The sequence below is a fragment of the Paucibacter sp. B51 genome, assembly GCF_027863535.1.
Lineage (GTDB): Bacteria > Pseudomonadota > Gammaproteobacteria > Burkholderiales > Burkholderiaceae_C > Paucibacter_A > Paucibacter_A aquatilis.
Genome location: NZ_JAPIVN010000001.1, coordinates 964,936 through 989,905, shown reverse-complemented (window position 1 = coordinate 989,905; position 24,970 = coordinate 964,936). Strand labels below are relative to the sequence as shown.

The window sequence follows — 24,970 nt, the reverse complement described above, 5'->3', positions numbered from 1 at the left end:
CGGAATTTCCGGTTTCGCGTGTGATAAACACCGCAAGCAAATCTTCAGACTGCAAGGGCCTCAGTTGCTGGCCAGGATGTGACAGCAAGTGCTTGATTCCGAAGGAAATTCAAGAAATTTCCGGATTCGCATGTGACAGGGTCGCACCGGCAGGCGGCTTGCGACCCTGTCGAGGGCCATCAAACGTCAATATTCCCCGCCCTCAGCGCATTCGTCTCAATGAAATCGCGGCGCGGCTCCACCTCGTCGCCCATCAGCATGGTGAACACGCGGTCAGCTTCGATGGCGTCGTCGATCTGCACGCGCAGCAGGCGGCGGACGTTGGGGTCCATGGTGGTTTCCCAGAGCTGCTCGGGGTTCATTTCGCCGAGACCCTTGTAGCGCTGGCGGCCGACGGAGTTTTCGGCTTGCTGCATCAGCCAGGCCATGGCGGCGCGGAAGTCGCTGACCTTGCTTTCCTTGGCTTTCTCGCCCTCGCCCTTGCGCACGGTGGCGCCTTCGGTCAGCAGGTCTTTGAAGGAGGCGCCGGCGGCGCTGAGCACTTCGTAATCGGCGCTGTGGCAGAAGTCGGCGTTGATGACGCTGGAGCGGGTGTTGCCGTGCTGCTTGCGGCTGATGCGCAGCAGGTATTTATCGCTGCGCTCGTCGTACTCGCTGGACACCTCGGCCTGGTGCAGCGCGCCTTGCATGGCGGCGGCGGCGGCTTCGGCAGCGTCTTTGCTGTCGAGGTTGATGGCCAGGCCGCCGGAGAGCACGCGTAGGGCTTCAAAGTCCATCCAGTTGGACAGGCGGGTGATCACGCTTTCAGCCGCCACGTAGCGGCGGGCCAGGGTTTCGAGCGCGTCACCGCTGAGCACGTTGTCGCCCACACCGGTGTGGAGGTAGGCGTCTTGCATGGCGATCTTGAGCAGGAAGCCGTCGAGCTCGTGGCCGTCTTTCAGGTACTGCTCGTGCTTGCCAACCTTGACCTTGTAGAGCGGCGGCTGGGCGATGTAGATGTGGCCGCGCTCGACCAGCTCAGGCATCTGGCGGTAGAAGAAGGTCAGCAGCAGGGTGCGGATGTGGGCGCCGTCCACGTCCGCGTCGGTCATGATGATGATGCGGTGGTAGCGGAGCTTGTCGGGGTTGAAGTCATCGCTGCCGGCGCCGCGGCCGATGCCGGTGCCCAGGGCCGTGATCAGCGTCAGGATTTCGTTGCTGGTGAGCAGCTTTTCATAACGCGCTTTCTCGACGTTCAGGATCTTGCCGCGCAGGGGCAGGATGGCCTGGAACTTGCGATCGCGCCCTTGCTTGGCGGAGCCACCGGCGGAGTCACCCTCCACGATGTAGATCTCGCACAGGGCGGGGTCTTTTTCCTGGCAGTCGGCCAGCTTGCCGGGCAAGCCCAGGCCATCGAGCACGCCCTTGCGGCGGGTCATTTCGCGGGCCTTGCGGGCGGCTTCGCGGGCGCGGGCGGCGTCAAGGATCTTGCCGCAGATCATCTTGGCGTCGATGGGGTTCTCAAGCAGGAAGTCGGTCAGCAGGCGGCCGACGATGTCTTCCACCGGGGCGCGCACTTCGCTGGAGACCAGCTTGTCCTTGGTCTGCGAGCTGAACTTGGGCTCGGGCACCTTGACGCTGACCACACAGGCCAGGCCTTCGCGCATGTCGTCGCCGGCCACCTCGACCTTGGCTTTCTTGGCCAGGTCGTTGTCGGCGATGTACTTGTTCAGCACGCGGGTCATGGCGGCGCGCAGGCCGGTCAGGTGGGTGCCGCCGTCGCGCTGCGGGATGTTGTTGGTGAAGCAGAGCACGTTTTCGTTGTAGCTCTCGTTCCACTGCATGGAGACTTCCACGCCGACGTTGGTGCCTTGCTCGCTGATCTTGTCGCCCTGGGCGTGGAAGATGGTCGGGTGCAGGGTGTTCTTGCCCTTGTTGATGAACTCAACAAAGCCCTTCACGCCGCCCGCGTAGGCGAAGTTGTCTTCCTTGTTGTTGCGCTCATCGACCAGGCGAATCTTCACGCCGTTGTTCAGGAAGCTCAGCTCGCGCAGGCGCTTGGCCAGGATTTCGTAGTGGAAATCGACGTTGGTGAAGATCTCGTCGTCGGGCAGGAAGTGCACCTCGGTGCCGCGCTTGTCGGTGTCGCCGACGATCTTCATCGGGCTGACTTCAAAACCGTCACGCATCTCGAGCAGGCGGTCTTGCGGCACGCCCTTCTTGAACTCGACCTGGTGGATCTTGCCTTCGCGGCGCACGGTCAGGCGCAGGTGCTTGGACAGCGCGTTCACGCAGCTCACACCCACCCCGTGCAGGCCACCCGAGACCTTGTAGCTGTTCTGGTTGAACTTGCCGCCGGCGTGCAGCTCGGTCAGTGCAATTTCGGCGGCACTGCGCTTGGGCTCGTGCTTGTCGTCCATCTTCACATCGGTGGGGATGCCCCGGCCGTTGTCGCTGACGCTGATGGAGTTGTCGGTGTGGATGGTGACGACGATGTCGTCGCAATGGCCGGCCAGGGATTCGTCGATGGAGTTGTCCACCACTTCGAAAACCAGATGGTGCAGGCCGGTGCCGTCCGAGGTGTCGCCGATGTACATGCCGGGGCGCTTGCGCACGGCTTCCAGGCCTTCGAGGATCTGGATGGAATCGGCGCCGTAAACCGCGCCCGCCGTCACGTCCGCATCGGCGGCGGCCTGCTGCTTGTCGGTCAGACCGTCGGGATTCATCTCGTTGTTCGGCACATCACTCATCGGGAACTCTTTCAAGGCCGCCGTGCGGCCGGTACAACTCTCAAACTAGAACCCCCCGCTTGGCGGGGGGCAGGGGGGAGCGCAATATTCACCGCGCAGCGGATCTGGGCTCGCGCCCGCGAGCTCAGATCCGCATCGGCATCACGACGTACTTGAAGCCGCTTTGCTCGGGGATGGTGATCAGGGCGCTGGCGGAGCTGTCGTTCAGATCGATGCTGACCATGTCCTGGCTCATGTTCTGCAGCGCGTCCATCAGGTAGGTCACGTTGAAGCCGGTTTCGATCAGGTCGCCGCCGTAGTCGATTTCGATTTCTTCCTTGGCTTCCTCTTGCTCGGCGTTGCTGGAGGCGATGCTCAGCAGGCCCGGCTCGAAGGACAGGCGCACGGCCTTGAACTTCTCGCTGGTCAGGATGGCGGCGCGCTGCAGGCTGGACAGCAGCTGCACCCGGCCCAGGGTGACGTTGAACTTGTGGTTCTTGGGGATGACGCGGTTGTAGTCAGGGAACTTGCCCTCGACCAGCTTGGTCACGAACTCCATGCCCGAGAAGCTGAACTTGGCCTGGTTGCCGGCGAAGCGCATCTCGATGGGGGCTTCCTCGCTGTCGCCGCTCTTGTCGGCCTTGGCGCCGTCTTTCAGCAAGCGCATCAGCTCGAGCACGGTCTTGCGCGGCAGGATGACTTCCTGCTTGGGGATCTCGGTTTCCAGCTCGGCCTGGGCCAGGGCGAGGCGGTGGCCGTCGGTGGCGACCAGGGTCAAGCTCTTGCCTTCGGCCACGAACAGGATGCCGTTCAGGTAGTAGCGGATGTCGTGCACCGCCATGGCGAAGTGCACCTGGTTGATCAGGTGCTTGAGCGTCTTCTGCGGCACGGCAAAGGCGGGGCCGAAATCGGCGGCCTCTTGCACCAGGGGGAAGTCATCCGAGGGCAGGGTCTGCAGGGTGAAGCGGCTCTTGCCGCCTTGCAGGGTCAGCTTAGAGCCATTGGCCGTCAGCGAGACGGTCTGGTCCGCGGGCATGGAGCGCAGGATGTCGATCAGCTTGCGGGCACCGACGGTGGTGCTGAAGTCGCCGGCATCGCCGCCGAGTTCGGCCGAGGTGCGGACCTGGATTTCCAGGTCGGAGGTGGTCAGCTCCAGCTGGCCGCCGGTCTTGCGGATCAGCACATTGGCGAGGATGGGCAGGGTGTGGCGCCGCTCCACAATGCCGGCGACCGCCTGCAGGGCGCTCAGCACCTTGTCCTGGGTGGCTTTCAACACAATCATGTCAACCTCGCTCTGTCGCTTGTTTGCTTGTCAGTTCATCTGTACAGCGTTTCCGGGCCGTAGGCCCTGACCGGGCTTGGGCGGCGCGACAGGCTCCATCCATCACCAGTCAGACGCGCGCGCGGAAACAACCCGCATTTTGACCCAGGATTGGGGTCTTTCCCGGGGGTGGGAACCCTGTCTTTGCACAGTGAGGGCGCCGGGACGGGCTGAGGCCCGAAGCGCGGGCGGCTCCCGGCGGTTTTTCAGCCCTTCAGGGTCTGCTCGAGCACGTGGAGCTGCTGGTTCAGCTCGGTGTTCTTCTGGCGCTCGCCACCGATCTTGCGCACGGCGTGCAGCACGGTGGTGTGGTCGCGGCCGCCGAAGAGCTCGCCGATCTCGGGCAGGCTCTTCTGCGTCAGCTCCTTGGCCAGGTACATGGCAATCTGGCGCGGCCGGGCGATGCTGGCCGGGCGCTTCTTGCTGTACATGTCGGCGATCTTGATCTTGTAGAAATCGGCGACCGTCTTCTGGATGTTCTCGACCGAGATCTGGCGGTTCTGGATCGAGAGCAGGTCTTTCAGCGCCTCGCGCGCCAGCTGGATGTTGATTTCCTTGTGGCTGAAGCGGCTGTAGGCCAGCACCTTGCGCAGGGCGCCTTCCAGCTCGCGCACATTGGCACGCACGTTCTTGGCGATGAAGAAGGCCACGTCCTCGGGCATGGGCGTTTGTTCGGCCTCGGCCTTCTTGATCAGGATGGCGACGCGCATCTCCAGCTCGGGCGGCTCGATGGCCACCGTCAGGCCGGCGTCGAAACGGCTGGTCAGGCGCTCATCGATGTCAGCCAGGCCCTTGGGGTAGGTGTCGCTGGTCATGATGATGTGAGCTCGCTTGGCCAGCAGGGCCTCGAAGGCGTTGAAGAACTCCTCCTGCGTACGCTCCTTGCCGGCGAAGAACTGCACATCGTCGATCAGCAGCAGGTCGAGTGAGTGGTACTTGGCCTTGAGCTCGTCAAAGGTCTTGCGCTGGTAATTCTTCACCACGTCGGAGATGAACTGCTCGGCGTGCAGGTAGAGCACGCGCGCATCGGGCTTGTCCTTGAGCAGGGCGTTGCCCACGGCGTGGATCAAATGGGTCTTGCCCAGGCCGACACCGCCGTAGATGAACAGCGGGTTGTACATCTGGCCCGGGGCGCCAGCCACATGCAGGGCAGCGGTGCGCGCCATCTGGTTGGCGCGGCCGGGCACGAGGTTGTCAAAGGTCAGCGCGCTGTTGATGCGGTGGCGGCTGGCGCTCGGCGGCAGGTTGGCAGCGGCGGAAGGCGCCTGCTGCGGCGCGGCCGCAAGCGGCTGGCCGGCCACAACAGGGCCCGCAGCCGGCGCGGCGGGGGAGGCAGAAGGGTGGCTGACCGGGCGCAGGCCGTTGTGCAGCACCTGGCCCACGGTGATAGGCTGGCTGGACGGCGAGCTCACCGCGGCCGAGCGGCTCATCGGTGCCAGCGGCTCACGCGCGGCCAGGGCCAGTTCCAGGCGGGCAGGCTTACCGGCGAGTTCGCTGAGGATGGATTCGATGCGGCCGGCGTACTGGTTGCGAATCCAGTCCAGCTTGAAGCGGTTGGGCACCCGCAGGGACACGACCAGGCCCTCGACACCCGCGCCATCAGCCACCACAGCGGGCGGCAAAGGGCGGATCCAGGTGTTGAATTGTTGCTCGGGCAACTCGGCGGCCAACCTCTCGCAACCGCGCTGCCACAGGTCGAAACCCGGGTCTTGCTGCATCGGTTGCGGGCTCAGGCCCTCTGCCCCAAACATGTCTGCGCTCATTGTGGAAAACTTGTTCTTGAGCGGCCGGATTGTACGGGTTCGGGGCCGCGAATTTAGAGGTTATCCACAGATTTTTCGGCGCGGTCAATCCCCGGCAAACCCGGCTGGCAAATCCCCGGGCATTGACCGAAGGGGCATTCTTTGGTGTAATCGCGGGTTTTCCGGACGCTGCGGACCTTGGGTCGGGTGTTTGGTGCCAACTCTCGGGCGCAGCACGCTGCCCCGGTGGGCTCAAGCCCAGAGCCGGCGCCAGGCAATCATCCTCGTGACCAGGCTGGCTTTGGCTGACTTTGGCTTGGGCCGAACTTGGCGATCGTCGCAGCATCAAACCCCAGGCGGGGCCGCCGACTTGTTCACAGGTCAGCGACTGGCTCAGGGTTTGTTGTTGCAAACGCATGAGCGGCGCCCCGGCGCGGCACACATCAGTGGCTGTTGGTGAAAGAGCTGTAAACCGCCGGGCGATCCGCCCCGCAGAGCACCAGCCCCCGATCCAGCCGACGCTTGAGGTGCAATCCGCAACTCGTTTTGCACCCGGCGATTGATCGCCAACCACAGCTAAAGCGTCATCCGACGTCCTTAGACCTTCTCAAGAGGCCTCCATCATGAAACGTACTTACCAAGCATCCAAGACCCGTCGCGCCCGCACCCATGGCTTCCTGGTCCGCATGAAGACCCGCGGTGGCCGTGCCGTCATCGCTGCGCGCCGCGCCAAGGGCCGCAAGCGTCTGGCTGTCTAATTCAGGTTCTTTCCTCCTGAATCATGATCGGCCGCATCGTGCGATCGGCCGACTTTGAACGCGTGCTGGGTCGCCCCAGCCGCGTGCGCAGCCCCCACTTCGCCGTGCACCATCTGTCGGCCTCGCCGAGCCTGCCTGCCAAGGTCTTATCCACCGACGCAGCCAAGTTATCAACAGGCGATGCACAAGAAGCCCACAGTCCTGTGGATGAAGCACGGCCGGACGGCCAGTGGCTGGGGGTCATCGTGCCCAAGCGCCACGCCCGTCGCTCCGTGACGCGCTCCCTGCTGAAGCGCCAGATTCGCGCCGCCTTTGCCGACCAGCCGCAGTTGCCGCCCGGTCTGTGGGTGGTGCGTTTGCGCACGCCTTTCGATCGCAAGCTGTTTCCCAGCGCTGCCTCTGATGCGTTGCGCGCTGCTGCGCGCGCCGAACTGAGCCAGCTGGTGGGCCGGCTGCTGCCCAAAACCACGCCGACGCCGACGCCGACGCCGACGCCGCCCGCGGCCAGCGCCGCTGCGCCTGCCGCGGCCCAGCCCTGAAGCGCGGCGCAGCGCTTCGCCTTCCACCCGGTCTGCCTTGCCACTCCACCCGCCATGGCCCACGACCCCTCCGCTCCCTCGATCGCCCAGCGCGCCTTGGTCGGATTGGTGCGTGGCTATCGCCTGCTGCTGAGCCCCTGGCTGGGCAGCGCCTGCCGTTTCGAGCCGACCTGTTCGGTCTACTCGATCGAAGCCTTGCAGCGCCACGGCGCGGCGGCCGGCAGCTATCTCACCGTGCACCGTCTGTTGCGCTGCCACCCCTTTTGCGCGGGCGGCCATGACGCTGTGCCTGACAATCCGCCTGCGCTGTTCAGCCGACTCGGGCTGTGCGCGCCGAGTTCGCCTTCCCCTTCCCCTCGCAATTCCACCCAATCAGAAGCCTCCTCATGACTGATATTCGCCGCACCGTCCTGTGGGTGGTGTTCACCATGTCTCTCGTCCTGCTCTGGGACGGCTGGCAAAAGCACAACGGACACCCGTCGATGTTCAGCCCGCCGGCTGCCAAGCCTGTGGCGGCCGCCGGGTCGGCCGCACAGGCCGGCGTGCCCGCGACCGCTGGCCAGGCGGCTGGCGCCACCGCGGTGCCGGGCGCGCCCGTCGCTGCCAAGAGCGAAAAGCTGACCATCACCACCGATGTGCTGACCGTCACCCTGGACACCCAGGGCGGTGATGTCACCCGCGTCGAGCTGCCCAAGTACCTGCACTCGCCCGAACCGGGCCTGTTCGACCCGCTGCTGCAAGCCGTGGGCCTGAAGGACAAGCCCAAGGTGGAGCCCACGCCCATCGTGCTGCTGGATGCCGCTTCGCAAAGCTACAAGGCCCAGACCGGCCTGGTGGGCACGCGCGGAGAGCAGCTGCCCACGCACAACACGCTGATGACGGTGACCACGCCCGAGCGCAAGCTGGCCGACGGCGCCAACGAGCTGCTGGTGCGCCTGGAATCGGCCGAAGTCGGCGGCGTGACCTATGTGAAGACCTACAGCTTCAAGCGCGGCGACTATGTCATCGGCGTCAAGCACGAGGTCATCAACAAGGGCGCGGCCGCACTGACCCCGCAGGTCTATGTGCAGCTGGTGCGCGACGGCGTGGCCGGCCCGGGCGGCACGGCCTTCACCGGCACCTTCACCGGCCCGGCCATCTACACCGACAAGAACAAGTTCCAGAAGTTCGAGTTCAGCGACCTGGCCAAGGGCAAGGCCGAGCACGAGAAGACCGCCAACGACGGTTGGGTGGCCATGGTGCAGCATTACTTCGCCAGCGCCTGGCTGCACAACGATGCCGCACCGCGCGAGTTCTTCGTCAACAAGCTCAAGGGCGCCGTGCCCGAGCAATTCGCCGTCGGCATGGTCTTCACCCTGCCCCAGCTGGCTCCGGGCGCCACCGCCACCAAGCTGGACCAGCTCTTCGTCGGCCCGCAGGAAGAAAACAAGCTCGCCGCGCTGGCCCCGGGCCTGGAGCTGGTGAAGGACTACGGCATCTTCGCCATCCTGGCCAAGCCGCTGTTCTGGCTGCTGGAGAAGCTGCACTCCATCCTGGGCAACTGGGGCTGGGCCATCATCGCCCTGGTCGTGCTGCTGAAGATCGCCTTCTACTGGCTGAACGCCAGCGCCTACAAGAGCATGGCGAAGATGAAGGCCGTCGGCCCCAAGATTCAGGAAATGCGTGAGCGCCTGAAGGACAAGCCGCAGCAGATGCAGCAGGAGATGATGAAGATCTACCGCGAGGAGAAGGTCAACCCCATCGGTGGTTGCCTGCCCATCTTCTTGCAGATGCCTTTCTTCATGGGCCTGTACTGGGTGCTGCTGTCCACCGTGGAAATGCGCGGCGCGCCCTGGCTGGGCTGGATCACCGATCTGTCGGTCAAGGACCCCTACTTCATCCTGCCCCTGCTGATGACGGCCTCCAGCCTGTTCCAGGTCTGGCTGAACCCGACCCCGCCGGACCCGATGCAGGCCAAGATGATGTGGATCATGCCGCTGGCCTTCAGCTTCATGTTCTTCATCTTCCCCTCGGGTCTGGTGCTGTACTGGCTGGTGAACAACATCCTGTCGATCGCCCAGCAGTGGTACATCAACAAGAAACTGGGCGTGCAGAACTAGAGCTGCCCCCGCCTTTCGCAAGTGCCCGGCACTTGCAATAGTTCACGAAGCCCCCAGTTACCCCGTAACTGAGGGCTTTTTTCTTGGGCGAAACAAGCCTTCAATCGAGTCATGCGGGGCAGAGTGCTTCATCGCCACACCGGTCGGTGAACCCAGGCCCGAGATCCAGCCTCACGCGAGCGCTGGAACCCGGCCTCCCCCGCGCCATATCTTGGGCCCATCGCGCCGCAAGCCGCCAGGCCCCAAGCCGGCGCTGATCTGCCGTTCAGCGCCGGCATTTTTTTGCCCGCTGCGGCAGCCCGATAATTCCGCCATGCTCTCCCGCCACCACGACCCCATCGCCGCCATTGCCACCGCACCGGGTCGAGGCGCCGTCGGCATCGTCCGGGTGTCCTCTCCGCAAGACCTGACCCCCATGGTGGCCGCGGTCTGCGGCAAGGCACTGAAAGCACGCGAGGCCACGTATCTGCCGTTTCGCGACGCGGCCGGCGCGGCCATCGATCAGGGCCTGGCCCTGCTGTTTCCGGCGCCGCATTCCTACACCGGTGAGCATGTGCTGGAGTTGCAGGCCCACGGTGGCCCGGTGGTGCTGCAGCTGCTGCTGGCGCGCTGCCTGGAAGCGGGGCGCGAGCAGGGCCTGGCCCTGCGCCTGGCCGAGCCGGGTGAGTTCACCCAGCGCGCCTTTCTCAACGGCAAGCTGGACCTGGCCCAGGCCGAGGCCGTCAGCGACCTGATTGACGCCAGCACCGAGGCCGCGGCCCGCAGCGCCAGCCGGGCCCTGGGCGGCGCGCTCTCGGGCGAGGTGGGTGAGCTGCGCGACGCGCTGATCAAGCTGCGCATGCTGGTCGAGGCGACCCTGGACTTCCCCGAGGAAGAAATCGACTTCCTGCAGCAGGCCGATGCACTCGGCCGCCTGAGCCGCCTGCAGCAGCGCCTGGACGCCGTGCTGGACCGCACCCGCCAGGGCGCCCTGCTGCGCGAGGGCATCAAGGTCGTGCTGGCCGGCCAGCCCAATGTAGGCAAGAGCTCGCTGCTGAACGCCCTGGCCGGCGCCGAGCTGGCCATCGTCACGCCCATCCCGGGCACCACGCGCGACAAGGTCAGCCAGACCATACAGATCGAAGGCGTGCCCCTGCACATCAGCGACACCGCCGGCCTGCGCGACACCGAGGACGAGGTCGAGCGCATCGGCGTGGCGCGCAGCTGGGAGGCGATTGCCGATGCCGATGTGATCCTCTTCCTGCACGACCTGACCCGTGTTGGCCAGGCCGACTACGAGGCCGAAGACCGCTTGATCTCAGCCCGTCTCGCTAACGTGTCATCCGAGCGCATCCTGCAAGTGTTCAACAAGAGCGATGCGCCGAATGCCGCGCCGGTGCCCGAGGGCGCGCTGAGCCTGTCCGCCAGGTCCGGCGCCGGCCTGCAAGCCCTGCGCCAGCGCCTGCTGCAGCAGGTCGGCTGGCAAGCCACGCCCGAAGGCCTCTACATCGCCCGCGAACGCCATGTGCAGGCCCTGCGCCGCACACGGGAACACCTGGACATGGCCCAAGCCGTGGCCCACCAGCAGCCGCCGGCACTGGACCTGCTGGCCGAAGAACTTCGCCTGGCCCACGATGCGCTGGGCGAGATCACCGGTGCCTTCTCGGCCGACGATTTGCTGGGAGAAATATTCAGCAAGTTTTGTATTGGCAAGTGAGGGGCCCGCTCACTTCATGAGCGCCGGCAGCCAGAGCGAGATCGCCGGCACAAAAGTCACCAGCGCCAACGTGGCCAGCAAGGCGCCGTAGAAGGGCCAGATCGAGCGCATGACCTGACCGACCGAGATGCCGCCGATGGCGCAGCCGACGAACTGGGTGCTGCCGACCGGGGGGGTGTTGAGGCCCAGGGCGCAGTTGATCAGCATCAGGATGCCGAACTGCAGCGGGTCCATGCCGTACTGCTGGCAGATGGGCAGAAAGATCGGCGTGCAGATCAGGATGGTGGCCGCCATGTCCAGGAAGGTGCCGAGCACGAAGAGCAGCAGGTTGACCATCAGAAAGATCACCCAGGGGCTCTGGCTGACGCTTTGCATCAGCTCACCGGTGCGCTGCGGCACCTCGTACAAGGCCATGAAGTAGCCGAAGGCCGAGGAGATGCCGATCAGCAGCAGCACCACGCCGGTGGTCTTGCAGGCTTTGGCGCAGGCCTTGAGGAAGTTCTGCCAGCTCAGCGCGCGGTAGACGAAGACCGTCACCCCCAGGGCCCAGAACACCGCCGTGGCGGCCGACTCGGTGGCGGTGAAGACCCCGCTGAGGATGCCGGCCAGGATGATCACCACCACCAGCAGGCCCGGCAGGGCGCCGACAAAAGCGCGGCCCACCGCCGCCCAGCCCGGGAAGGCGCCATGCGTGGGATAGCCGCGCCGCACGGCCACACCGTAGGCCGCGGCCAGATTGGCCAGGGTCAGCAGCAGGGCCGGGATCAGCGCCGCCAGGATCAGGCCGAAGACGCTGACCGAGGCGATGCCGGAGGCGGCCAGCACGAAGATGATGAGGTTGTGCGAGGTTGGCATCAAGGCGCCGACCAAGGCCGCATGCGTGGTCACGTTGACCGCGTAGTCGGCGTGGTAGCCCTCCTTCTTCATCAGCGGAATCATCACCGAGCCCATGGCCGAGACATCGGCCAGCGGCGAGCCCGCCACGCCGCCGAACAAGGTGCAGCCGAGCACATTGCTCATGCCCAAACCGCCGCGCACATGGCCGATCAGGCTGTTGGCGAAGCGCACGATGCGGTCGGCAATGCCGCCGTAAAGCATCAGCTCGCCGGCGAACACGAAGAAGGGAATGGCCAGGAAGGAGAAGACCTGCATGCCACCGACCATCTTCTGAAAGACCAGAGCCAGTGGCAGATCGGCCGCCAGCATGGTGGCCACCGAAGACAGGCCGATCGCAAAGGCCACCGGCACGCCCAGCAGCAGCAAGAGGGCAAAGCTCAGGCCCAGAACCCAGAGTTCCATCGCATCAAATCCTTGTGAATCAAAAGGGGGGCAGGCTTCGCCAGGCGGCGTGCTGCGCTTGGTTCAGTACCAGGACGGGGGCACCGCCTCACCGCGCCAGAGCGCACGCATATGCTCCAGCGAGAACAGCACGATCAGCACGCCGGCGATCAGCAGCGGCAGGTAGTCCAGCCCCTCGGGCACGCCCAGCATGGGCTTGGGCTCGCTCCACTTCAGCTGCGTCCAGACCCAGCCCGACTGCGCCATCAGCGCGCCAAAGCCCGCCACCAGGGCATGGATCAGCAACTCCAGGCGCAAGCGCCAGCGTTCGGGCAGCAGCACCAGCAAAGACTCCAGACCGATGTGGCCGGCATCGCGCACGCCGACGGCCACGCCAAAGGCCGTGACATAAAGCACCAGCAGCATGGCCAGGCCCTCGGTCCAGGTGGGCGTGTCGTTCAAGACATAACGGCCCAGCACCTGCAACTGCACGCACAGCAGCACCGCGATCAGGCAGACCACCGCGGCCACCAGCGCCAGCTTGGACAGGGCGGCGCACAAGCGCGTGAATGCTGTGAAGTTCACGGTGTCTCCTGCAGGGTCTTGACCAGGCGCTGCAGCTCGGGCGTGTTCATGAAGCGGGCGTAGACCGGCGGCATCAAGGCCTGGAAAGCGCTCTTGTCCACGTCGACGATCTGCGCGCCGCCGGCTTTCACCAAGGCCAGCGATTTCGCCTCCTGCTCGTCCCAGCGCAGGCGCTGGAAGGCGACCGATTCCTTGGCCGCGGCGCGGATCAGCTGCTGGTCGGCGGGCGGCAGGCCGTCGTAGACCTTTTTGCTCATCAGCAGCAGCTCGGGCGCCATGGAGTGCTCGGTGCGGGAGTAGAACTTGACCGCCTCGAAATGCTTGAAGCCTTCAAACGAAGGCAGGTTGTTCTCGGCCGCATCGACCAGGCCGGTCTTGAGCCCCGTGTAGACCTCGCCCACCGGCATGGGCGTGGCATTGGCGCCCAGGGCCGCGGCCACCGCCACCCAGAGGTCCGACTGCGGCACGCGGATCTTCAAGCCCTTGGCATCAGCCGGAGTCTTGATCGGCTTGCGGGCATAGATGGAGCGGGCGCCGCTGTCGTAAAAGGCCAGGCCGATGAAGCCCTGCGGCTCGCAGGCGCGCAGGATCTCCTCGCCGGCCGGGCCGTCCAGCGCGCGGCGCATCTGCGCCACCGAGCGGAACAAAAAGGGCATGGTCGGCACCTGGGTCTGCGGGCAGATGGCGTTCATGGGGCTGATGTGCACGCGGGTCAGCTCCAGCGCGCCGATCTTGAGCTGGTCGATGGTTTCCTTCTCGGTGCCCAGTGCGCCCTTGTTGAAGACCTTGAGCTTGATGCGCCCGGCGCTGCGCTGCTCCAGCAGCTCGCCCATGCGTTTGAGCGCCAGCACGGTCGGGTACTCATTGCTGTTGTGCACATCGGCGGCGCGCAGGGTCAGGGCCTGGGCGGCCGGCTGGTTCAGCGCCAAGGCCAGCAAGGCAGCGGCGGGCAGGATCTTGAAGCGGGGGCAAAGCATGGGGGCGTCTCCGGGCGAGTGAGGGAGGGTCTGCCCCGGCACGCATGCGGCCTCAGCCTCGGCGCATCAGGGTCAGCCCTTGTTTCGAAATTTGTTCGCTCGCAAATAGAATAACGAAACAGCGTTCCAAATTACTAAGGGATTCCATGAGGGTAGCTTCAACAAAGCAGGTGGCGGTGCTCGGCGAATGCATGCTGGAGCTGGTCGGCCCGGCCTTTGGCGCGCTGCAACAAGGCTTTGGCGGCGACACCCTGAACACGGCGGTCTATCTGGCGCGCTGTGCTGCGGACCCAGGCCAGAACGAGGCCGAGGCCGCTGCGCCCTACACCGTGCACTACGCCACCGGCCTGGGCGAGGACGGCCTCAGCCGTGGCCTGATGGAGCGCTGGGCGGCCGAAGGCCTGGCCCTGGATCTGGTGCGTCAGATCCCCGGCCGCATGCCCGGGCTCTACATGATCGAGGTCGATGCGCGCGGCGAACGCAGCTTCAACTACTGGCGCGATACCAGCGCCGCCAAGGCCTACTTTGAGAGCGAGCGCACACCTTTGGAGGACCAGGCCGCCGACTGGGACCTGTTCTACCTGAGCGGCATCAGCCTGGCCATCCTGCCGGCGGCCGGGCGCGAGCGCGTGTTCGCCTTGATGGAGGCGCTGCGCGCACGGGGCGCCATGGTGGTGTTCGACAACAACTACCGGCCGCGGCTCTGGGCCAGCCGCGCCGAGGCGCAGGCGGTCTTCCGCCGCGCCCTGGACCTGGCCAGCGTCGGCCTGATCACGGCCGACGACCACCAGGCCTTGTTCGAACTGCCCAGCCTGGCCGAGGCGGTGGCCGCCGCGCAAGACCTGGCCCCGCGCGAGCTGCTGATCAAGCGCGGCGCCGAAGCCACCCTGGTGCGCGCACCGGAAGCCGGCGCCCCAGACTGGCAGGAAGCCGCCACCGAGCGCGTCGAGCGCGTGGTCGACACCACCGCCGCCGGCGACTCCTTTGCCGGCGGCTATCTGAGCCAGCGCCTGCGCGGCCGCCCGGCGCTGGAATCGGCCCGCTTCGGCAACCGCCTGGCCGCGCGCGTGATCCAGCACCGCGGCGCCTTGATCGAGCCGGCCTTGATGGCCGATCTGCTGCAACCCCACGCATGAGCACCGCCATGCGTCGTCGCCATCTGCTTGCCAGCGTCTACGTGCTGGCCTTGTCTTTCAGCGCCAGCGCCGAAAGCCCCCCAGCGCCCCAACTGGACACTGCCGGCATCAGCGTGCAAGGCTGGGCCGCCGGCACCGTGGGCGGCCGCGGCGGGCGCATCCTGAGGGTCAGCACTCTGAACGAATCCGGCCCCGGCTCGCTGCGCGAAGCGCTGGAGGCCGAGGGGCCGCGCATCGTGGTGTTTGAAGTCGGAGGCGTCATCGACCTGGCCGGCCAGACGATCAACATCCGCCACCCCTACCTGACCATCGCCGGCCAGACCGCCCCCAAGCCTGGCATCACCGTGATCAAGGGCGAGGTCAATATCGCCACCCACCAGGTGATCGTCCAGCACCTGATGTTCCGGCCCGGTGAGTTCGGCCGCGCCAAGAAAAGCGGCGCCGACCAGGACGGCATCTCCACCCAGGGCGCGGCCCACCACGTCATCGTCGACCACTGCAGCCTGTCCTGGGCCACGGACGAAAACCTGTCGGTCGGCGGCCCGCGTTTCGAGGGCGCCACGCCCGAGGACTGGCGCCGCAACACCTCGCACGCCATCACCTTCAGCCACAACCTGATCTACGAAGGCCTGGGCACTTCGGTGCACGAGAAGGGCGAGCATTCCAAGGGCAGCCTGGTGCACGACAACGCCAGCGGCATCCTGCTCTACGCCAATCTCTACGCCTCCAACCGCGAGCGCAATGCCTTGTTCAAAGGCGGCGTGCAGGCGGCCATGGTCAACAACCTGATCTACAACCCCGGCAACAAGGCGGTGCACTACAACCTGGTCGCGCATGAGTGGGCGCCCCACCCCTGGCAGACCGGCCGCATCAGCCTGATCGGCAACGCCTACCGCCAGGGCCCGGACACGCGGCCCAACACGCCCTTGTTCGCACTCGGCGGCCACGGCGACGTGGCGCTGTTCCTGCACGACAACCTGGCGGTGGACGAGTACGGCGCCGCCGTGGCCCAGACCGGCCTCTACAGCGCAGGACAGGCGCGCATCCTGCAACTGCCGGCGCCCGAGCTGCCCGCCGACCTGCCGCTGAGCCGCATCTTGCCGGCACGGCGCCTGGAGGCGGAACTGCCCCTGGCCGTGGGCGCCCGGCCCTGGGACCGCGACCCGATTGATTTCAAGCTGCTGTCTGATGTGACCGAGGGCCGTGGCCAGATCATCGACAGCGAGCTGCAGAACGCCAGCGGCTACCCGCGCTACGCGCCCAGCAAGCAGGCGTTTCAGCCCGAGGCCTGGAATCTCGAGGACATGAGCCCGCGCGCCGGCTGGGCCTCGCTGTTCAAGCGCGGGCGCTGAAGCCAGAGCGGCTTGGCGCCCGAATGCGGGCCGAAGTCCGGGGCCGCGGCGGCACAGCAGCCGGAGGGCTGCGTCAGCGCATCAAGGTGCTCAGCGGTAGAACGCTTCCACCGTGCCCTTGAGCTTGATCATCACCGGGTTGCCCTTGCGGTCCACGGTGCGGCCGGCCGGCACCTTGACCCAGCCTTCGCTGATGCAGTACTCGGCCACATCGAAGCGCTCCTTGCCGTTCAGGCGGATGCCGATGTCGTGCTGGAACACGGCGGCATCGTGGTGCGGGCTGCGCGGGTCGATGGACAGGTGGTCGGGGATGGCGGGGCGGTCGGTGGGAGCGGCGGTAGAGGCGGCGGAGTCAGTCATGGCGGCAGCAATCGTCAAAAAAACAAAAGGCCCCGGGTGGGGCTGGATGCCGGCATTTTCCGCGATTTGGCGCGGCCCCGTCAGGCCGGGGCCGCCATCATTTCACTCAAGCCTTCGGCCAGGGCTTCGAACACGCGCTTGCAGGCCAGGCTTTGGCGCAGGTCTTCGTGCATGGCCAGCCAGGTTTCCAGCGGCAGGCTGAGCTGCTCGGGCAGCACGCGCTCCAGACCCGGGCTGCGCCGCGCCAGGGCAACTTGACAGACGCCGATTCCGGCGCCGGCGCGCAGCAAGGCCAGCTGGGCCAGATCGCTGTCGCTGCGCAGTGCAAAGGCCTCGCGGCGCCAGCTTGGGAAGCCCTGGCGGGCGGCGCGAATGAAAGGCGTCTCCTGGTCATAGCCGACCAGGCGGTGCGTGGCCAGATCCTCCAGCGTGGCCGGGCGGCCGGCGCGGTCCAGGTAGTCGCTGCGGGCGAACAGCCCCAGCTCCACCGTACCCAGGCGGCGCGCGATCAGCTGCTCCTGCGTGGGCGCGGTCATGCGCACGGCGATGTCGGCCTCGCGCTGCAGCAGGTCCTGCATGCGGTTGCTGAGCACCAGCTCGACCACCAGGCCGGGCTCCTCCTGCGCCAGCCGGGCCAAGATGGGCGGCAGCACTTCCACGCCCATGACCTCGCTGGCCGTCACCCGCACCACGCCGCGCAGCTGGCCCTGGGCGCCGAGCTGGCGCTCTTGTGCCAAACGCTGCAGCGAGGCCGCCTGGTGGGCCATGGCCTCGGCGCCTTCTCGCAAGGTCAGCGCCGCCTCGGTGGGCAAGAGGCCTTGCTGCGAGCGCGTGAAGAGCGGCAGGCCCAGGGCCTGCTCCAGCGCCTCGATGTGCCGGCCCACGGTCGGCTGGGCCAGGCCCAGGGCGCGCGCGGCGCCCGATTGCGAGCCCTCCTGCAGCACGCCGAGGAAGGTGCGGTAGAGCTCCCAGCCGATGTCCTTGCCGGGTTTGTTGTCGAGATCTTTGTTCTTGGAATCCATGCAGAACTGTATAGCCGCTGGCACATCGTCGGCAGTTCCGCGCGGGGCTCGGGCGGCCGAGACTGGCGGCCATGAACACCACACCCAGCCCCGTCTCTCTTTCTTCCACTCCAGGCATCGCCCTGGTCCTGGGCGCCAGCGGCGGCATCGGCGGCGAAGTCGCTCGCCAGCTGCTGGCCGCCGGCTGGCAGGTGCGCGGCCTCAAGCGCGAGCCGCCCAGCGAGGCCCAGGCCCGCAGCGGCATCGCCTGGCAGCGCGGCGATGCGCTGGACGGCACGGCCGTGCGGCAGGCCGCCCAGGGCTGCCAGCTGATCGTGCATGCCGTCAACCCGCCCGGCTACCTTCGCTGGGCCGAGCTGGTGCTGCCCATGCTGGAGCACAGCATCGCTGCGGCGCGCGAGCAGGGCGCTTGCCTGCTGCTGCCCGGCACGGTCTACAACTACGCGCCGGATGCGCCCATGCCGCTGCGCGAGGACGCGCCGCAGCAGCCGCCCAGCCGCAAAGGAGCCATCCGCGTGGAGATGGAGCGGCGCCTGCAGGAAGCTGCAAGCGAAGCCGCCGAGCGCCCCTGCCAGGTGCTGATCGTGCGCGCTGGCGATTTCTTTGGCCCGCAGCCGGGCAACAGCTGGTTTTCACAAGGCCTGATCCAGCCGGGAAGGCCGCCCAAGCGCGTGCTGCTGCCGGCCACGCCGGGCGTGGGCCACCAGTGGGCCTTTCTGCCCGATGTGGCGCGCACCATGGTGGCCCTGGTGCAGCGGCGCGCGGAGCTGCCGGCTTTTGCAAGCTTCCACATGGCCGGCCACTGGGACGCCGACGGGCGCCAGATGGGCGAGGCCATTCAGCGCGTGATGGCACAGCACGGCCTGCCGACACCGCGGCTGCGCGCCTTTCCCTGGTGGTTGATGCGTGTGCTCGCGCCGTTCAAAGCCACGCTGCGCGAGATGCAGGAGATGCGCTACCTCTGGCGCCAGCCCGTAAGCATGGACAACGCGCGCCTGCGAGCCGTGCTCGGCGAAGAGCCGCACACACCGCTCGACGAAGCCGTGGCGCAGAGCCTGCGTGGCCTGGGCTGTCTCCCCCTTGCCGCGGCTTTGGCGTCTCACTCGGCGGCGGCTGGGCTCAAGGCATAGGGCGCCAGCGCAGGCTGCACACGCAGCAACTCGCGCAGCACCAGGGCCGAGAACAGCTGCGCGCCCCGCTCGCCCACATGGGTGCGATCAAACGCACTCTTGGCAGCGCCCGCACGCTCCGCCGACGCGGCCAAAGCCACGGGCTCGGCCGCGCTGGGCTTGGGCGCCATGGCCAGGCGGTCGGCCTCGTCCTCGCCCATGGCCTGCACCAGGGCATGGCTCATGGCATTGAGGTCGATGGCGGCGACGGGCGGCGCGGCCTCAGCCGCCACCCGCAGCGCGGCCTCGGCCCAGGGGCGCAGGTCATTGAGCAGCTGGCCCTCGCGGAAGCTGCGCCGGGTCAAGGGGGTCAGCAGCACCGGCGTGGCGCCCAGCTCGCGCAGCTCGCTCAAGTAACGGGCCAGATTGACGGGAAACTCGGTCGCCAGATCGGTGGAGCGACCCGGCTTGCCCGGCTGGTCGTTGTGACCGAACTGGATCAGCACCCAGGTCGGCTGCAACGGTTCCTGGCGCAGGCGCTCACGCAGGGCATCCCACAGGCCCTCGGCCCGGTAGCTGGCACTGCTGCGGCCGCCGCGCGCCAGGTTCAGGCATTGCAACTCCGGCCTGAAGCGGGCGCACAAGGCGTCGCCATAGCCGCTGCGCGTAGCCAGGGTGGAGTCACCCACCAGGACCACGAGGGCCTGGGGCGCCCGAATCGCCTCAGGCTCGGCCCACGCGTGAGTGCTGGCCAGCGCCAGCAGCCCCAGTCCCCAGACCTGGCGCATCGCCACCTCAGAAGCGGTAGCGGAAACCGGCCATCAGCTCGCGGCCAGTGACGTTGTTGACCACCACGCTGTCGCGCGCCCGGCTGATGAACTGGTCGTTGGCCTGGTTGGTCAGGTTGACGCCTTCCAGGGTCACTTCCAGCTTGTCATTGACCTTGTAGCTCAGCGAGACATCGACGTTGAAGGTCTTGTTCTTGCCCTCGACATCGTTGTTGTTCTGGCCCGGCACGCGGGTGACGAAGCCAGAGCGCTGCGAGCCCGAGATGCGGGCGCTGAAGGCGCCGTCGTCGTAGTACAGCGTGGCGTTCCAGGACTTGGGCGAGAGGTTGATCAGGTCGTCGGTGATGGTGGCCGTGCTGGTGGGCGAGACCACGTACTCGATCTTGCTCTTCACATAGGTGTAGTTCAGCAGGGCGCCGAAGTTCTTGCCCCAGCCGGGCAGGAAGGTGAAAGGCTGCTGGTAGTTGAGCTCGAAGCCCTGCAGCTTGCCGCCGTCGGTGTTGATGGGGGCGGTGACCTGGAAGACCTCGTCGCCGGTGAAGTTGCTCGGCAGCAGGCTCATGGGCAGGCCGGTCTGCTTGAATGGGACGTTGTTGCGGATGCTCTGGATGTAGGTGCTGATGTTCTTCTGGAACAGGCCCAGGCCCAGGAAGGCGTTCTTGGCGAAGTACCACTCGATGCTGGAATCGAAGGTGGTGGCACGGAAGGGCTTGAGCAGCGGGTTGCCACTGGTGACCGACAAGGTGCCGGTGGTGGAGATGGTGCCGCCCGGGCTCAGATTGCCCAGCTGCGGCCGGGCCATGACCTTGGCCGCGGCGAAGCGCACGATCACATCCTTGCTCAGCGTGGCGGCCAGGTTGGCGGCGGGCAGCAGGTCGTCGTAAACATGGTCCACCGTCACAGCGGTGCCGCCGCCAGCGGCCTGGTAGCCGGTGGCCGCCAGCTTGGTCTTGACATAGCGGGTGCCGATATTGCCGCGCACCGGGATGTCACCGAGGCGGGTGTTGAAGTCCAGCTGGAAGAAGGCCGCCTCGTCCTGCTCGGTGACGCTGCGGTTGTTGCCGCGCGCATTGCCGTTGGTGATGGACGAGAGCGTGAAGTCACCGGGGCCGCCGGCCGGGCCGCTCTTGATGCAGTTGCAATAGATGTCGTAGGCCTGGGCGATGGCGGCCAGATTGGGGATGACCCAGCTGGTGGCCGTGCCGGCGGGCAGGTTCTGGCCCTTGCCGAAGCCGGTCAGGCTGGTCGTCAGGCTGGCCACCGTGCTGCCGGCTGGCACTGGGAAAATGGTGTCGTTCTGGTTGACGCGGCGGAACTCGTAGGAGTCGAAGCTGTACTTCTTGTAGTCCACCCCGCCCTTGAGCATGAGCTTGTTGGGCATCACGTCCCAGGCCAGGTCCAGGTGGAACACATCGTTGGTGTTGCTGGCACCTTGCGGGCGGATGCGGATCTCGCTGCTGGTGGTGTTGGTGATGGTGCCGGCCTGGGTGCCGCTGCTGGCGACGGGCACACCGACCAGGGTCAGGGCGCCGCCTGCCTGGGTCGGGTCGAAGGGGTAGCTGATGGCCGGGGCGCGGTCGTCGGCGCTGAAGTCGATGCTGTAGCCGTTGACATTGAGCGCGTCCAGCGTGGTGGTGGTCTGCACCGGGTTGCGGAACTTGCTGGTGGCGCGGCCGGCGCGGGCGGTCAGGCGCACATGCTCGCCAAAGTCCTGCTCCAGGGTCAGGGTGGGCTGGGTGAAGGTGGTGGAGAGCTCGTCGAAACGCGACTCGGCGCGCACATCCACGCCGTTGAACACGCCCTTGATCAGGGCGCCGTTGGGCGCATAGCTGGCCGAAACCACGCTGGTTTGCGGCTTGCCGCCCTGGCCGGCGTTGCGGCTGAAGGAGATCACTTCCAGGAAGTCTTCCTGGCGGGTGGCGTCGAGCTTGGAGTAGAGCAGGTCCAGGGTCAGCAGGGTGCCATCGGCCGGCTTGAACTGCACGGCGGCGGTCACACCCAGGCGGTCCTGGTCATGGGTCAGGCGGCCGTAGCGGGGCAGGCGGGGGTGGAAGTTCTCGGCCTTGCTGGCCTCGTTGTAGGCCGCGATATTGGCCGCGGTGTTGGCCAGGCGCAGCACGCCCTGGGCGGCGGGGCCGCAGGTGGTGGCGGTGGAGTTGCTCGGGTTGGCCGGGGTCACGCCCTGCGGGGCGCACCAGCCGCCGGAGGAGGGGCCGTTGTCCCAGCGCACCGTGCTGAAGCCTTCTTCCAGCACCTTGCGCTGCGAGTAGGCGCCCGAGATCAGCACGCCGAGCTTCTTGTCGGCAAAGGTGTTGGACAGCAGGAAGGCGGCGCGCGGCGTGGTTTTGCCGGACAGGTCGTTGTAGCCGCCCTTGAGAGACACCATGCCGGTGAAGCCCTTCAGGTCAAAAGGCCGGGTGGTTTGCAGGTCCACCGTGGCGCCCAGCGAGCCTTCGTCCACATCGGCGGAGCTGCTCTTGCGCACGGTCAGCGAGTTGAACAGCTCGGAGGCGAAGACATTGAAGTCAAAGCCGCGCGAGCGGTTGGCGCCGCCCGAGCTGTCGGTGCCGCCGGTGGTGGCCAGACCCTCGATGCCATTGATGCGCACGCGGGTGAAATCCTGGCCCAGGCCGCGCACGGTGATGTTGCGGCCCTCGCCGGCGTCGCGGTCGATCACCACACCGGGCACGCGCTGCAGCGATTCGGCCAGATTGGTGTCGGGGAACTTGCCCATGTCCTCGGCCTTGATGACATCGACGATGCTGTTGTCATCACGCTTGGCACGCAGCGCACTTTCCAGCGAAGCGCGCAGGCCGGTGACGGTGACGGTGTCGAGGTTGGCCTTGGACGGTGCGGCCGGGGCGGCTTGTGTGGCCGCTGGCGGCGCGCTCTGCGCCTGGGCGCCGGCGGCCAGGGTGCTCAGGGCCGCCAGCGAGGCGAGCGAGAGCAGGCTGCGGCGGCAGGTGAATCGGGGCGTCTGCGGCGAGGCGGGGCGCGAGGTCATGGCTTGTCTCCAATGGTTTGGGGCGGCGTCGCTCGGTCGGGGCCGGCTGACGCTCTGATGCGGGTTTCGCACGACCCGGCGCCGTCTGTGCGGCTTGGCCGGTTCGGTTCTGGCTTGGAGGGCGCACGCAGGGCACCGCTACATCGGGAGAGCCGGGGCGGCCGCTGCAGTGCGGCCGCCTCCGGTGGCAGGGGGGCTGGCCTCTTTCTTTAGAGGTAGTCCTGCCGAGGCGGGGAAAACTGGTCGAGCAAGGTGCTGCCGGCCTCCAGGGCCACCACACCGTGCGGGGTCAGGCGCGGCGCGGTGAAGGCATCACCGACGCGCAGAATCTTCTTGATGCCGGCCACATCGGCTTCGAAAGAGCCGCTGACCACAAAGGCGATCTGGTCATGCGCATCGTGGGCATGGACGCTGCCGATGGCGCCCTGGTCGAACTGCACCAGCACCGACATCAGCTCCGGCGTGTGGCCCACGATCTTGCGGCGGATGCCATCGCCCAGCTCGGTCCAGGCGCTGCTGGCGTTGTCGAAGTACGGTGTGCTCATCGGGGAGGTCTCCTGCTGCGGCGCGAACGGCCGTTTCACGCATCGATGGCTCAGACTATAGCGTTCCGCTGAATAAATGAAACAGCGGTTCACTAAATAGAAACCATAATTCCGGGAAAGTCCTGAGCTGCGTTAGGCTTGCACCCATTCGCAGCGCCACAGGCCTTCTGCCTGGGCTTGCCAAACCCCCCGCACCCCGACCGCCGCCTGACGCGCGCGGCTTCGCCGGCCTCCCGCCCGACCGCTAGGACCCCAGCCATGGACATCCGCCAACCCATCCACAGCGAACACGCACGAACCCTGGACACCGAGGGCCTGCGCCGCCATTTCCTGGTCCAGGACCTGTTCCAGCCCGACCAAGCGACGCTGACCTACAGCCAGATCGACCGCATCATCGTCGGCGGCATCATGCCGGTCGGCCAGGCCGTGCGTTTCGCGCCCGAGCTGGGCAAGCACACTGGCACCGATTTCTTCCTGCAGCGCCGCGAGCTGGGCCTGATCAATATCGGCGGCGCCGCCCGCGTCAGCGTCGATGAACAGGTCTTCGAGATCGGCCCGCGCGAGGCCTTGTACGTGGGCCAGGGCGCCCGCGAGCTGGCCTTCAGCAGCGTGGACCCGGCGCAACCTGCCAAGCTCTACTTCAACTGCGCGCCGGCCCACACCGCCTACCCGCACCGCAAGGTGACGCTGGCCGAGGCCTCGCCCGAGACCCTGGGCGCGCCCGAGACCAGCAACCGCCGCACCATTTACAAATTCCTGGTGCCCGATGTGCTGCCCACCTGCCAGCTGCTGATGGGCATGACCCAGCTGGAGCCCGGCAGCCTGTGGAACACCATGCCCTGCCACACGCACGACCGGCGCATGGAGGTGTACTTCTACTTCGACATGAACGAGAACGCCGCCGTCTTCCACATGATGGGCGAGCCGAGCCAGACCCGGCACCTGGTGGTGCGCAACGAGCAGGCGGTGATCAGCCCGAGCTGGAGCATCCACTCCGGCGTCGGCACTCAGGCCTACACCTTCATCTGGGGCATGGTGGGCGAGAACCAGGTCTTCAAGGACATGGACCATGTGCCCATGACTGCGCTGCGTTGAGCGGACCCACGCGACATCGACCGACCCACGGGTCCACCCCTCACGAAAGCACCTCATGATCCTCGATCAATTTCAACTGCAAGGCCGCGTGGCCATCGTCTCCGGCTGCAACACCGGCCTGGGCCAGGGCATGGCTGTGGCGCTGGCCGAAGCCGGGGCTGACATCGTCGGCGTCAACGTCACCGACCCGGCCGACACGCGCGCCCAGGTCGAAGCCACCGGCCGCCGCTTCCTCGACCTGCGCGCCAACCTCAGCGACATCGGCTGCATCGACGGCCTGCTCAGCCAGGCCAAGAGCCTGACCGGCCGCGTCGACATCCTGGTCAACAACGCCGGCATCATCCGCCGCGAAGACGCCATCAAGTTCAGCGAAGCCGACTGGGACGATGTCATCGACCTCAACCTCAAGTCGGTGTTCTTCTTCTCGCAAGCCGTGGCGCGCTGTTTCATCGCCCAGGGCAGCGGCGGCAAGATCATCAACGTCGCCTCCATGCTGTCCTACCAGGGCGGCGTGCGCGTGCCCTCCTACACCGCCTCCAAGAGCGCGGTCATGGGCATCACCCGGGCCATGGCCAATGAATGGGCCAACCACGGCATCAATGTCAACGCCATCGCGCCCGGCTATATGGCCACCAACAACACCGCGCCGCTGCGCGCCGACGAAGGCCGCAGCGCCGCCATCCTGGAGCGCATCCCCGCCGGCCGCTGGGGCCTGCCCGAGGATCTGGCCGGGCCGGTGGTGTTTCTGGCCTCGAAAGCGTCCGATTATGTGAATGGTTATACCGTCGCCGTCGACGGCGGCTGGCTGGCCCGCTGAGCTGGACCCACCCGCAGGGCGCGACTGCGCCCTGCTCCC

The 24,970-nt window shown here is 66.8% G+C and carries 21 protein-coding genes; 10 read left to right on the top strand and 11 right to left on the bottom strand.

Annotated features, from left to right (window positions below):
• Window positions 1-179: 179 nt before the first annotated feature.
• From gyrB to dnaA, 3 genes are all read right to left on the bottom strand, one after another.
• Entirely contained in the window at window positions 180-2,729 is a 2,550-nt protein-coding gene (gyrB, locus tag OOB33_RS04250) for a DNA topoisomerase (ATP-hydrolyzing) subunit B (RefSeq protein WP_102768728.1), read from the bottom strand.
• 124 nt (window positions 2,730-2,853) lie between these two features.
• Window positions 2,854-3,990, bottom strand: coding sequence for a DNA polymerase III subunit beta (dnaN, locus tag OOB33_RS04245; RefSeq protein ID WP_102768729.1), 1,137 nt, complete (start codon window positions 3,988-3,990; stop codon window positions 2,854-2,856).
• Window positions 3,991-4,235: 245 nt separating this feature from the next.
• Entirely contained in the window at window positions 4,236-5,747 is a 1,512-nt protein-coding gene (gene dnaA / locus OOB33_RS04240) for a chromosomal replication initiator protein DnaA (RefSeq protein ID WP_271010012.1), read from the bottom strand.
• Window positions 5,748-6,394: 647 nt separating this feature from the next.
• Here dnaA and rpmH point away from each other — a divergent pair.
• The 5 genes from rpmH (at window position 6,395) to mnmE (ending at window position 10,863) form a co-directional block, all read left to right on the top strand.
• The gene (gene rpmH, locus OOB33_RS04235) at window positions 6,395-6,529 is read left to right on the top strand and encodes a 50S ribosomal protein L34 (protein ID WP_054021782.1); all 135 of its coding nucleotides are present in this window, start codon (window positions 6,395-6,397) and stop codon (window positions 6,527-6,529) included.
• Between the two features lie 23 nt (window positions 6,530-6,552).
• Entirely contained in the window at window positions 6,553-7,068 is a 516-nt protein-coding gene (locus tag OOB33_RS04230) for a ribonuclease P protein component (protein WP_271007781.1), read from the top strand.
• An 81-nt stretch (window positions 7,069-7,149) separates the two neighbouring features.
• Window positions 7,150-7,458: a membrane protein insertion efficiency factor YidD gene (yidD, locus tag OOB33_RS04225; protein WP_271010011.1), complete on the top strand. Its 309-nt coding sequence runs from the start codon at window positions 7,150-7,152 to the stop codon at window positions 7,456-7,458.
• Complete coding sequence (gene yidC / locus OOB33_RS04220; RefSeq protein ID WP_271007780.1) at window positions 7,455-9,167, top strand: membrane protein insertase YidC; 1,713 nt, start codon at window positions 7,455-7,457, stop codon at window positions 9,165-9,167. The genes yidD and yidC overlap by 4 nt, the downstream gene beginning before the upstream one ends.
• 313 nt (window positions 9,168-9,480) lie before the next feature.
• Window positions 9,481-10,863 carry a tRNA uridine-5-carboxymethylaminomethyl(34) synthesis GTPase MnmE gene (gene mnmE, locus OOB33_RS04215; RefSeq protein WP_271007779.1) on the top strand — a complete coding sequence of 461 codons (1,383 nt, stop codon included), beginning with the start codon at window positions 9,481-9,483 and terminating at the stop codon, window positions 10,861-10,863.
• A 9-nt stretch (window positions 10,864-10,872) separates the two neighbouring features.
• Here mnmE and OOB33_RS04210 read toward each other — a convergent pair whose 3' ends face one another.
• The 3 genes from OOB33_RS04210 to OOB33_RS04200 form a co-directional block, all read right to left on the bottom strand.
• Window positions 10,873-12,162 carry a TRAP transporter large permease gene (locus OOB33_RS04210; protein WP_271007778.1) on the bottom strand — a complete coding sequence of 430 codons (1,290 nt, stop codon included), beginning with the start codon at window positions 12,160-12,162 and terminating at the stop codon, window positions 10,873-10,875.
• 63 nt (window positions 12,163-12,225) lie between these two features.
• Window positions 12,226-12,726: a TRAP transporter small permease gene (locus tag OOB33_RS04205; protein ID WP_271007777.1), complete on the bottom strand. Its 501-nt coding sequence runs from the start codon at window positions 12,724-12,726 to the stop codon at window positions 12,226-12,228.
• Window positions 12,723-13,703 (bottom strand): TRAP transporter substrate-binding protein, encoded by a 981-nt coding sequence (locus tag OOB33_RS04200; protein ID WP_271007776.1) that lies wholly within the window; start codon window positions 13,701-13,703, stop codon window positions 12,723-12,725. Before OOB33_RS04200 ends, OOB33_RS04205 begins: the two co-directional genes overlap by 4 nt.
• A 146-nt stretch (window positions 13,704-13,849) precedes the next feature.
• On the opposite strand from OOB33_RS04200, the gene OOB33_RS04195 reads away from it, so the two are divergent.
• On the top strand, window positions 13,850-14,839 hold the full coding sequence (locus tag OOB33_RS04195; protein ID WP_271007775.1) for a sugar kinase: 990 nt from the start codon (window positions 13,850-13,852) through the stop codon (window positions 14,837-14,839).
• Window positions 14,840-14,847: 8 nt separating this feature from the next.
• The gene (locus tag OOB33_RS04190) at window positions 14,848-16,191 is read left to right on the top strand and encodes a pectate lyase family protein (RefSeq protein WP_271007774.1); all 1,344 of its coding nucleotides are present in this window, start codon (window positions 14,848-14,850) and stop codon (window positions 16,189-16,191) included.
• A 90-nt stretch (window positions 16,192-16,281) separates the two neighbouring features.
• Here the strand turns inward: OOB33_RS04190 and OOB33_RS04185 are convergent, their stop codons facing one another.
• Window positions 16,282-16,551 carry a DUF3297 family protein gene (locus OOB33_RS04185; protein WP_171828557.1) on the bottom strand — a complete coding sequence of 90 codons (270 nt, stop codon included), beginning with the start codon at window positions 16,549-16,551 and terminating at the stop codon, window positions 16,282-16,284.
• Between the two features lie 80 nt (window positions 16,552-16,631).
• Window positions 16,632-17,573, bottom strand: a complete 942-nt coding sequence (locus tag OOB33_RS04180; RefSeq protein WP_271007773.1) for a LysR family transcriptional regulator — start codon at window positions 17,571-17,573, stop codon at window positions 16,632-16,634.
• A 71-nt stretch (window positions 17,574-17,644) separates the two neighbouring features.
• Between OOB33_RS04180 and OOB33_RS04175 the strand changes: the two genes are divergently transcribed.
• A complete protein-coding gene (locus OOB33_RS04175) occupies window positions 17,645-18,703 on the top strand; it encodes an NAD-dependent epimerase/dehydratase family protein (RefSeq protein WP_271007772.1) in 1,059 nt (352 codons plus the stop codon).
• Here OOB33_RS04175 and OOB33_RS04170 read toward each other — a convergent pair.
• The 3 genes from OOB33_RS04170 to OOB33_RS04160 all read right to left on the bottom strand — a co-directional run bounded on the left by OOB33_RS04170 (window position 18,673) and on the right by OOB33_RS04160 (window position 23,019).
• On the bottom strand, window positions 18,673-19,470 hold the full coding sequence (locus tag OOB33_RS04170) for a GDSL-type esterase/lipase family protein (protein ID WP_271010010.1): 798 nt from the start codon (window positions 19,468-19,470) through the stop codon (window positions 18,673-18,675). The genes OOB33_RS04175 and OOB33_RS04170 overlap by 31 nt on opposite strands.
• Before the next feature lie 7 nt (window positions 19,471-19,477).
• A complete protein-coding gene (locus OOB33_RS04165; RefSeq protein WP_271007771.1) occupies window positions 19,478-22,474 on the bottom strand; it encodes a TonB-dependent receptor in 2,997 nt (998 codons plus the stop codon).
• A gap of 209 nt (window positions 22,475-22,683) precedes the next feature.
• Entirely contained in the window at window positions 22,684-23,019 is a 336-nt protein-coding gene (locus OOB33_RS04160; RefSeq protein WP_102768744.1) for a cupin domain-containing protein, read from the bottom strand.
• 258 nt (window positions 23,020-23,277) lie between these two features.
• Between OOB33_RS04160 and kduI the strand changes: the two genes are divergently transcribed.
• Complete coding sequence (gene kduI / locus OOB33_RS04155; protein ID WP_271007770.1) at window positions 23,278-24,114, top strand: 5-dehydro-4-deoxy-D-glucuronate isomerase; 837 nt, start codon at window positions 23,278-23,280, stop codon at window positions 24,112-24,114.
• Window positions 24,115-24,169: 55 nt separating this feature from the next.
• The gene (kduD, locus tag OOB33_RS04150) at window positions 24,170-24,931 is read left to right on the top strand and encodes a 2-dehydro-3-deoxy-D-gluconate 5-dehydrogenase KduD (protein WP_271007769.1); all 762 of its coding nucleotides are present in this window, start codon (window positions 24,170-24,172) and stop codon (window positions 24,929-24,931) included.
• Window positions 24,932-24,970 lie beyond the last annotated feature (39 nt).

Bases quoted from the DNA above. Each gene is read 5' to 3' on its own strand.
- gyrB (WP_102768728.1), bottom strand. From the start codon at position 2,729: ATGAGTGATGTGCCGAACAACGAGATGAATCCCGACGGTCTGACCGAC.
- dnaN (WP_102768729.1), bottom strand. From the start codon at position 3,990: ATGATTGTGTTGAAAGCCACCCAGGACAAGGTGCTGAGCGCCCTGCAG.
- dnaA (WP_271010012.1), bottom strand. From the start codon at position 5,747: ATGCAGCAAGACCCGGGTTTCGACCTGTGGCAGCGCGGTTGCGAGAGG.
- rpmH (WP_054021782.1), top strand. From the start codon at position 6,395: ATGAAACGTACTTACCAAGCATCCAAGACCCGTCGCGCCCGCACCCAT.
- OOB33_RS04230 (WP_271007781.1), top strand. From the start codon at position 6,553: ATGATCGGCCGCATCGTGCGATCGGCCGACTTTGAACGCGTGCTGGGT.
- yidC (WP_271007780.1), top strand. From the start codon at position 7,455: ATGACTGATATTCGCCGCACCGTCCTGTGGGTGGTGTTCACCATGTCT.
- mnmE (WP_271007779.1), top strand. From the start codon at position 9,481: ATGCTCTCCCGCCACCACGACCCCATCGCCGCCATTGCCACCGCACCG.
- OOB33_RS04210 (WP_271007778.1), bottom strand. From the start codon at position 12,162: ATGGAACTCTGGGTTCTGGGCCTGAGCTTTGCCCTCTTGCTGCTGCTG.
- OOB33_RS04200 (WP_271007776.1), bottom strand. From the start codon at position 13,703: ATGCTTTGCCCCCGCTTCAAGATCCTGCCCGCCGCTGCCTTGCTGGCC.
- OOB33_RS04195 (WP_271007775.1), top strand. From the start codon at position 13,850: ATGAGGGTAGCTTCAACAAAGCAGGTGGCGGTGCTCGGCGAATGCATG.
- OOB33_RS04190 (WP_271007774.1), top strand. From the start codon at position 14,848: ATGCGTCGTCGCCATCTGCTTGCCAGCGTCTACGTGCTGGCCTTGTCT.
- OOB33_RS04185 (WP_171828557.1), bottom strand. From the start codon at position 16,551: ATGACTGACTCCGCCGCCTCTACCGCCGCTCCCACCGACCGCCCCGCC.
- OOB33_RS04180 (WP_271007773.1), bottom strand. From the start codon at position 17,573: ATGGATTCCAAGAACAAAGATCTCGACAACAAACCCGGCAAGGACATC.
- OOB33_RS04175 (WP_271007772.1), top strand. From the start codon at position 17,645: ATGAACACCACACCCAGCCCCGTCTCTCTTTCTTCCACTCCAGGCATC.
- OOB33_RS04170 (WP_271010010.1), bottom strand. From the start codon at position 19,470: ATGCGCCAGGTCTGGGGACTGGGGCTGCTGGCGCTGGCCAGCACTCAC.
- OOB33_RS04165 (WP_271007771.1), bottom strand. From the start codon at position 22,474: ATGACCTCGCGCCCCGCCTCGCCGCAGACGCCCCGATTCACCTGCCGC.
- OOB33_RS04160 (WP_102768744.1), bottom strand. From the start codon at position 23,019: ATGAGCACACCGTACTTCGACAACGCCAGCAGCGCCTGGACCGAGCTG.
- kduI (WP_271007770.1), top strand. From the start codon at position 23,278: ATGGACATCCGCCAACCCATCCACAGCGAACACGCACGAACCCTGGAC.
- kduD (WP_271007769.1), top strand. From the start codon at position 24,170: ATGATCCTCGATCAATTTCAACTGCAAGGCCGCGTGGCCATCGTCTCC.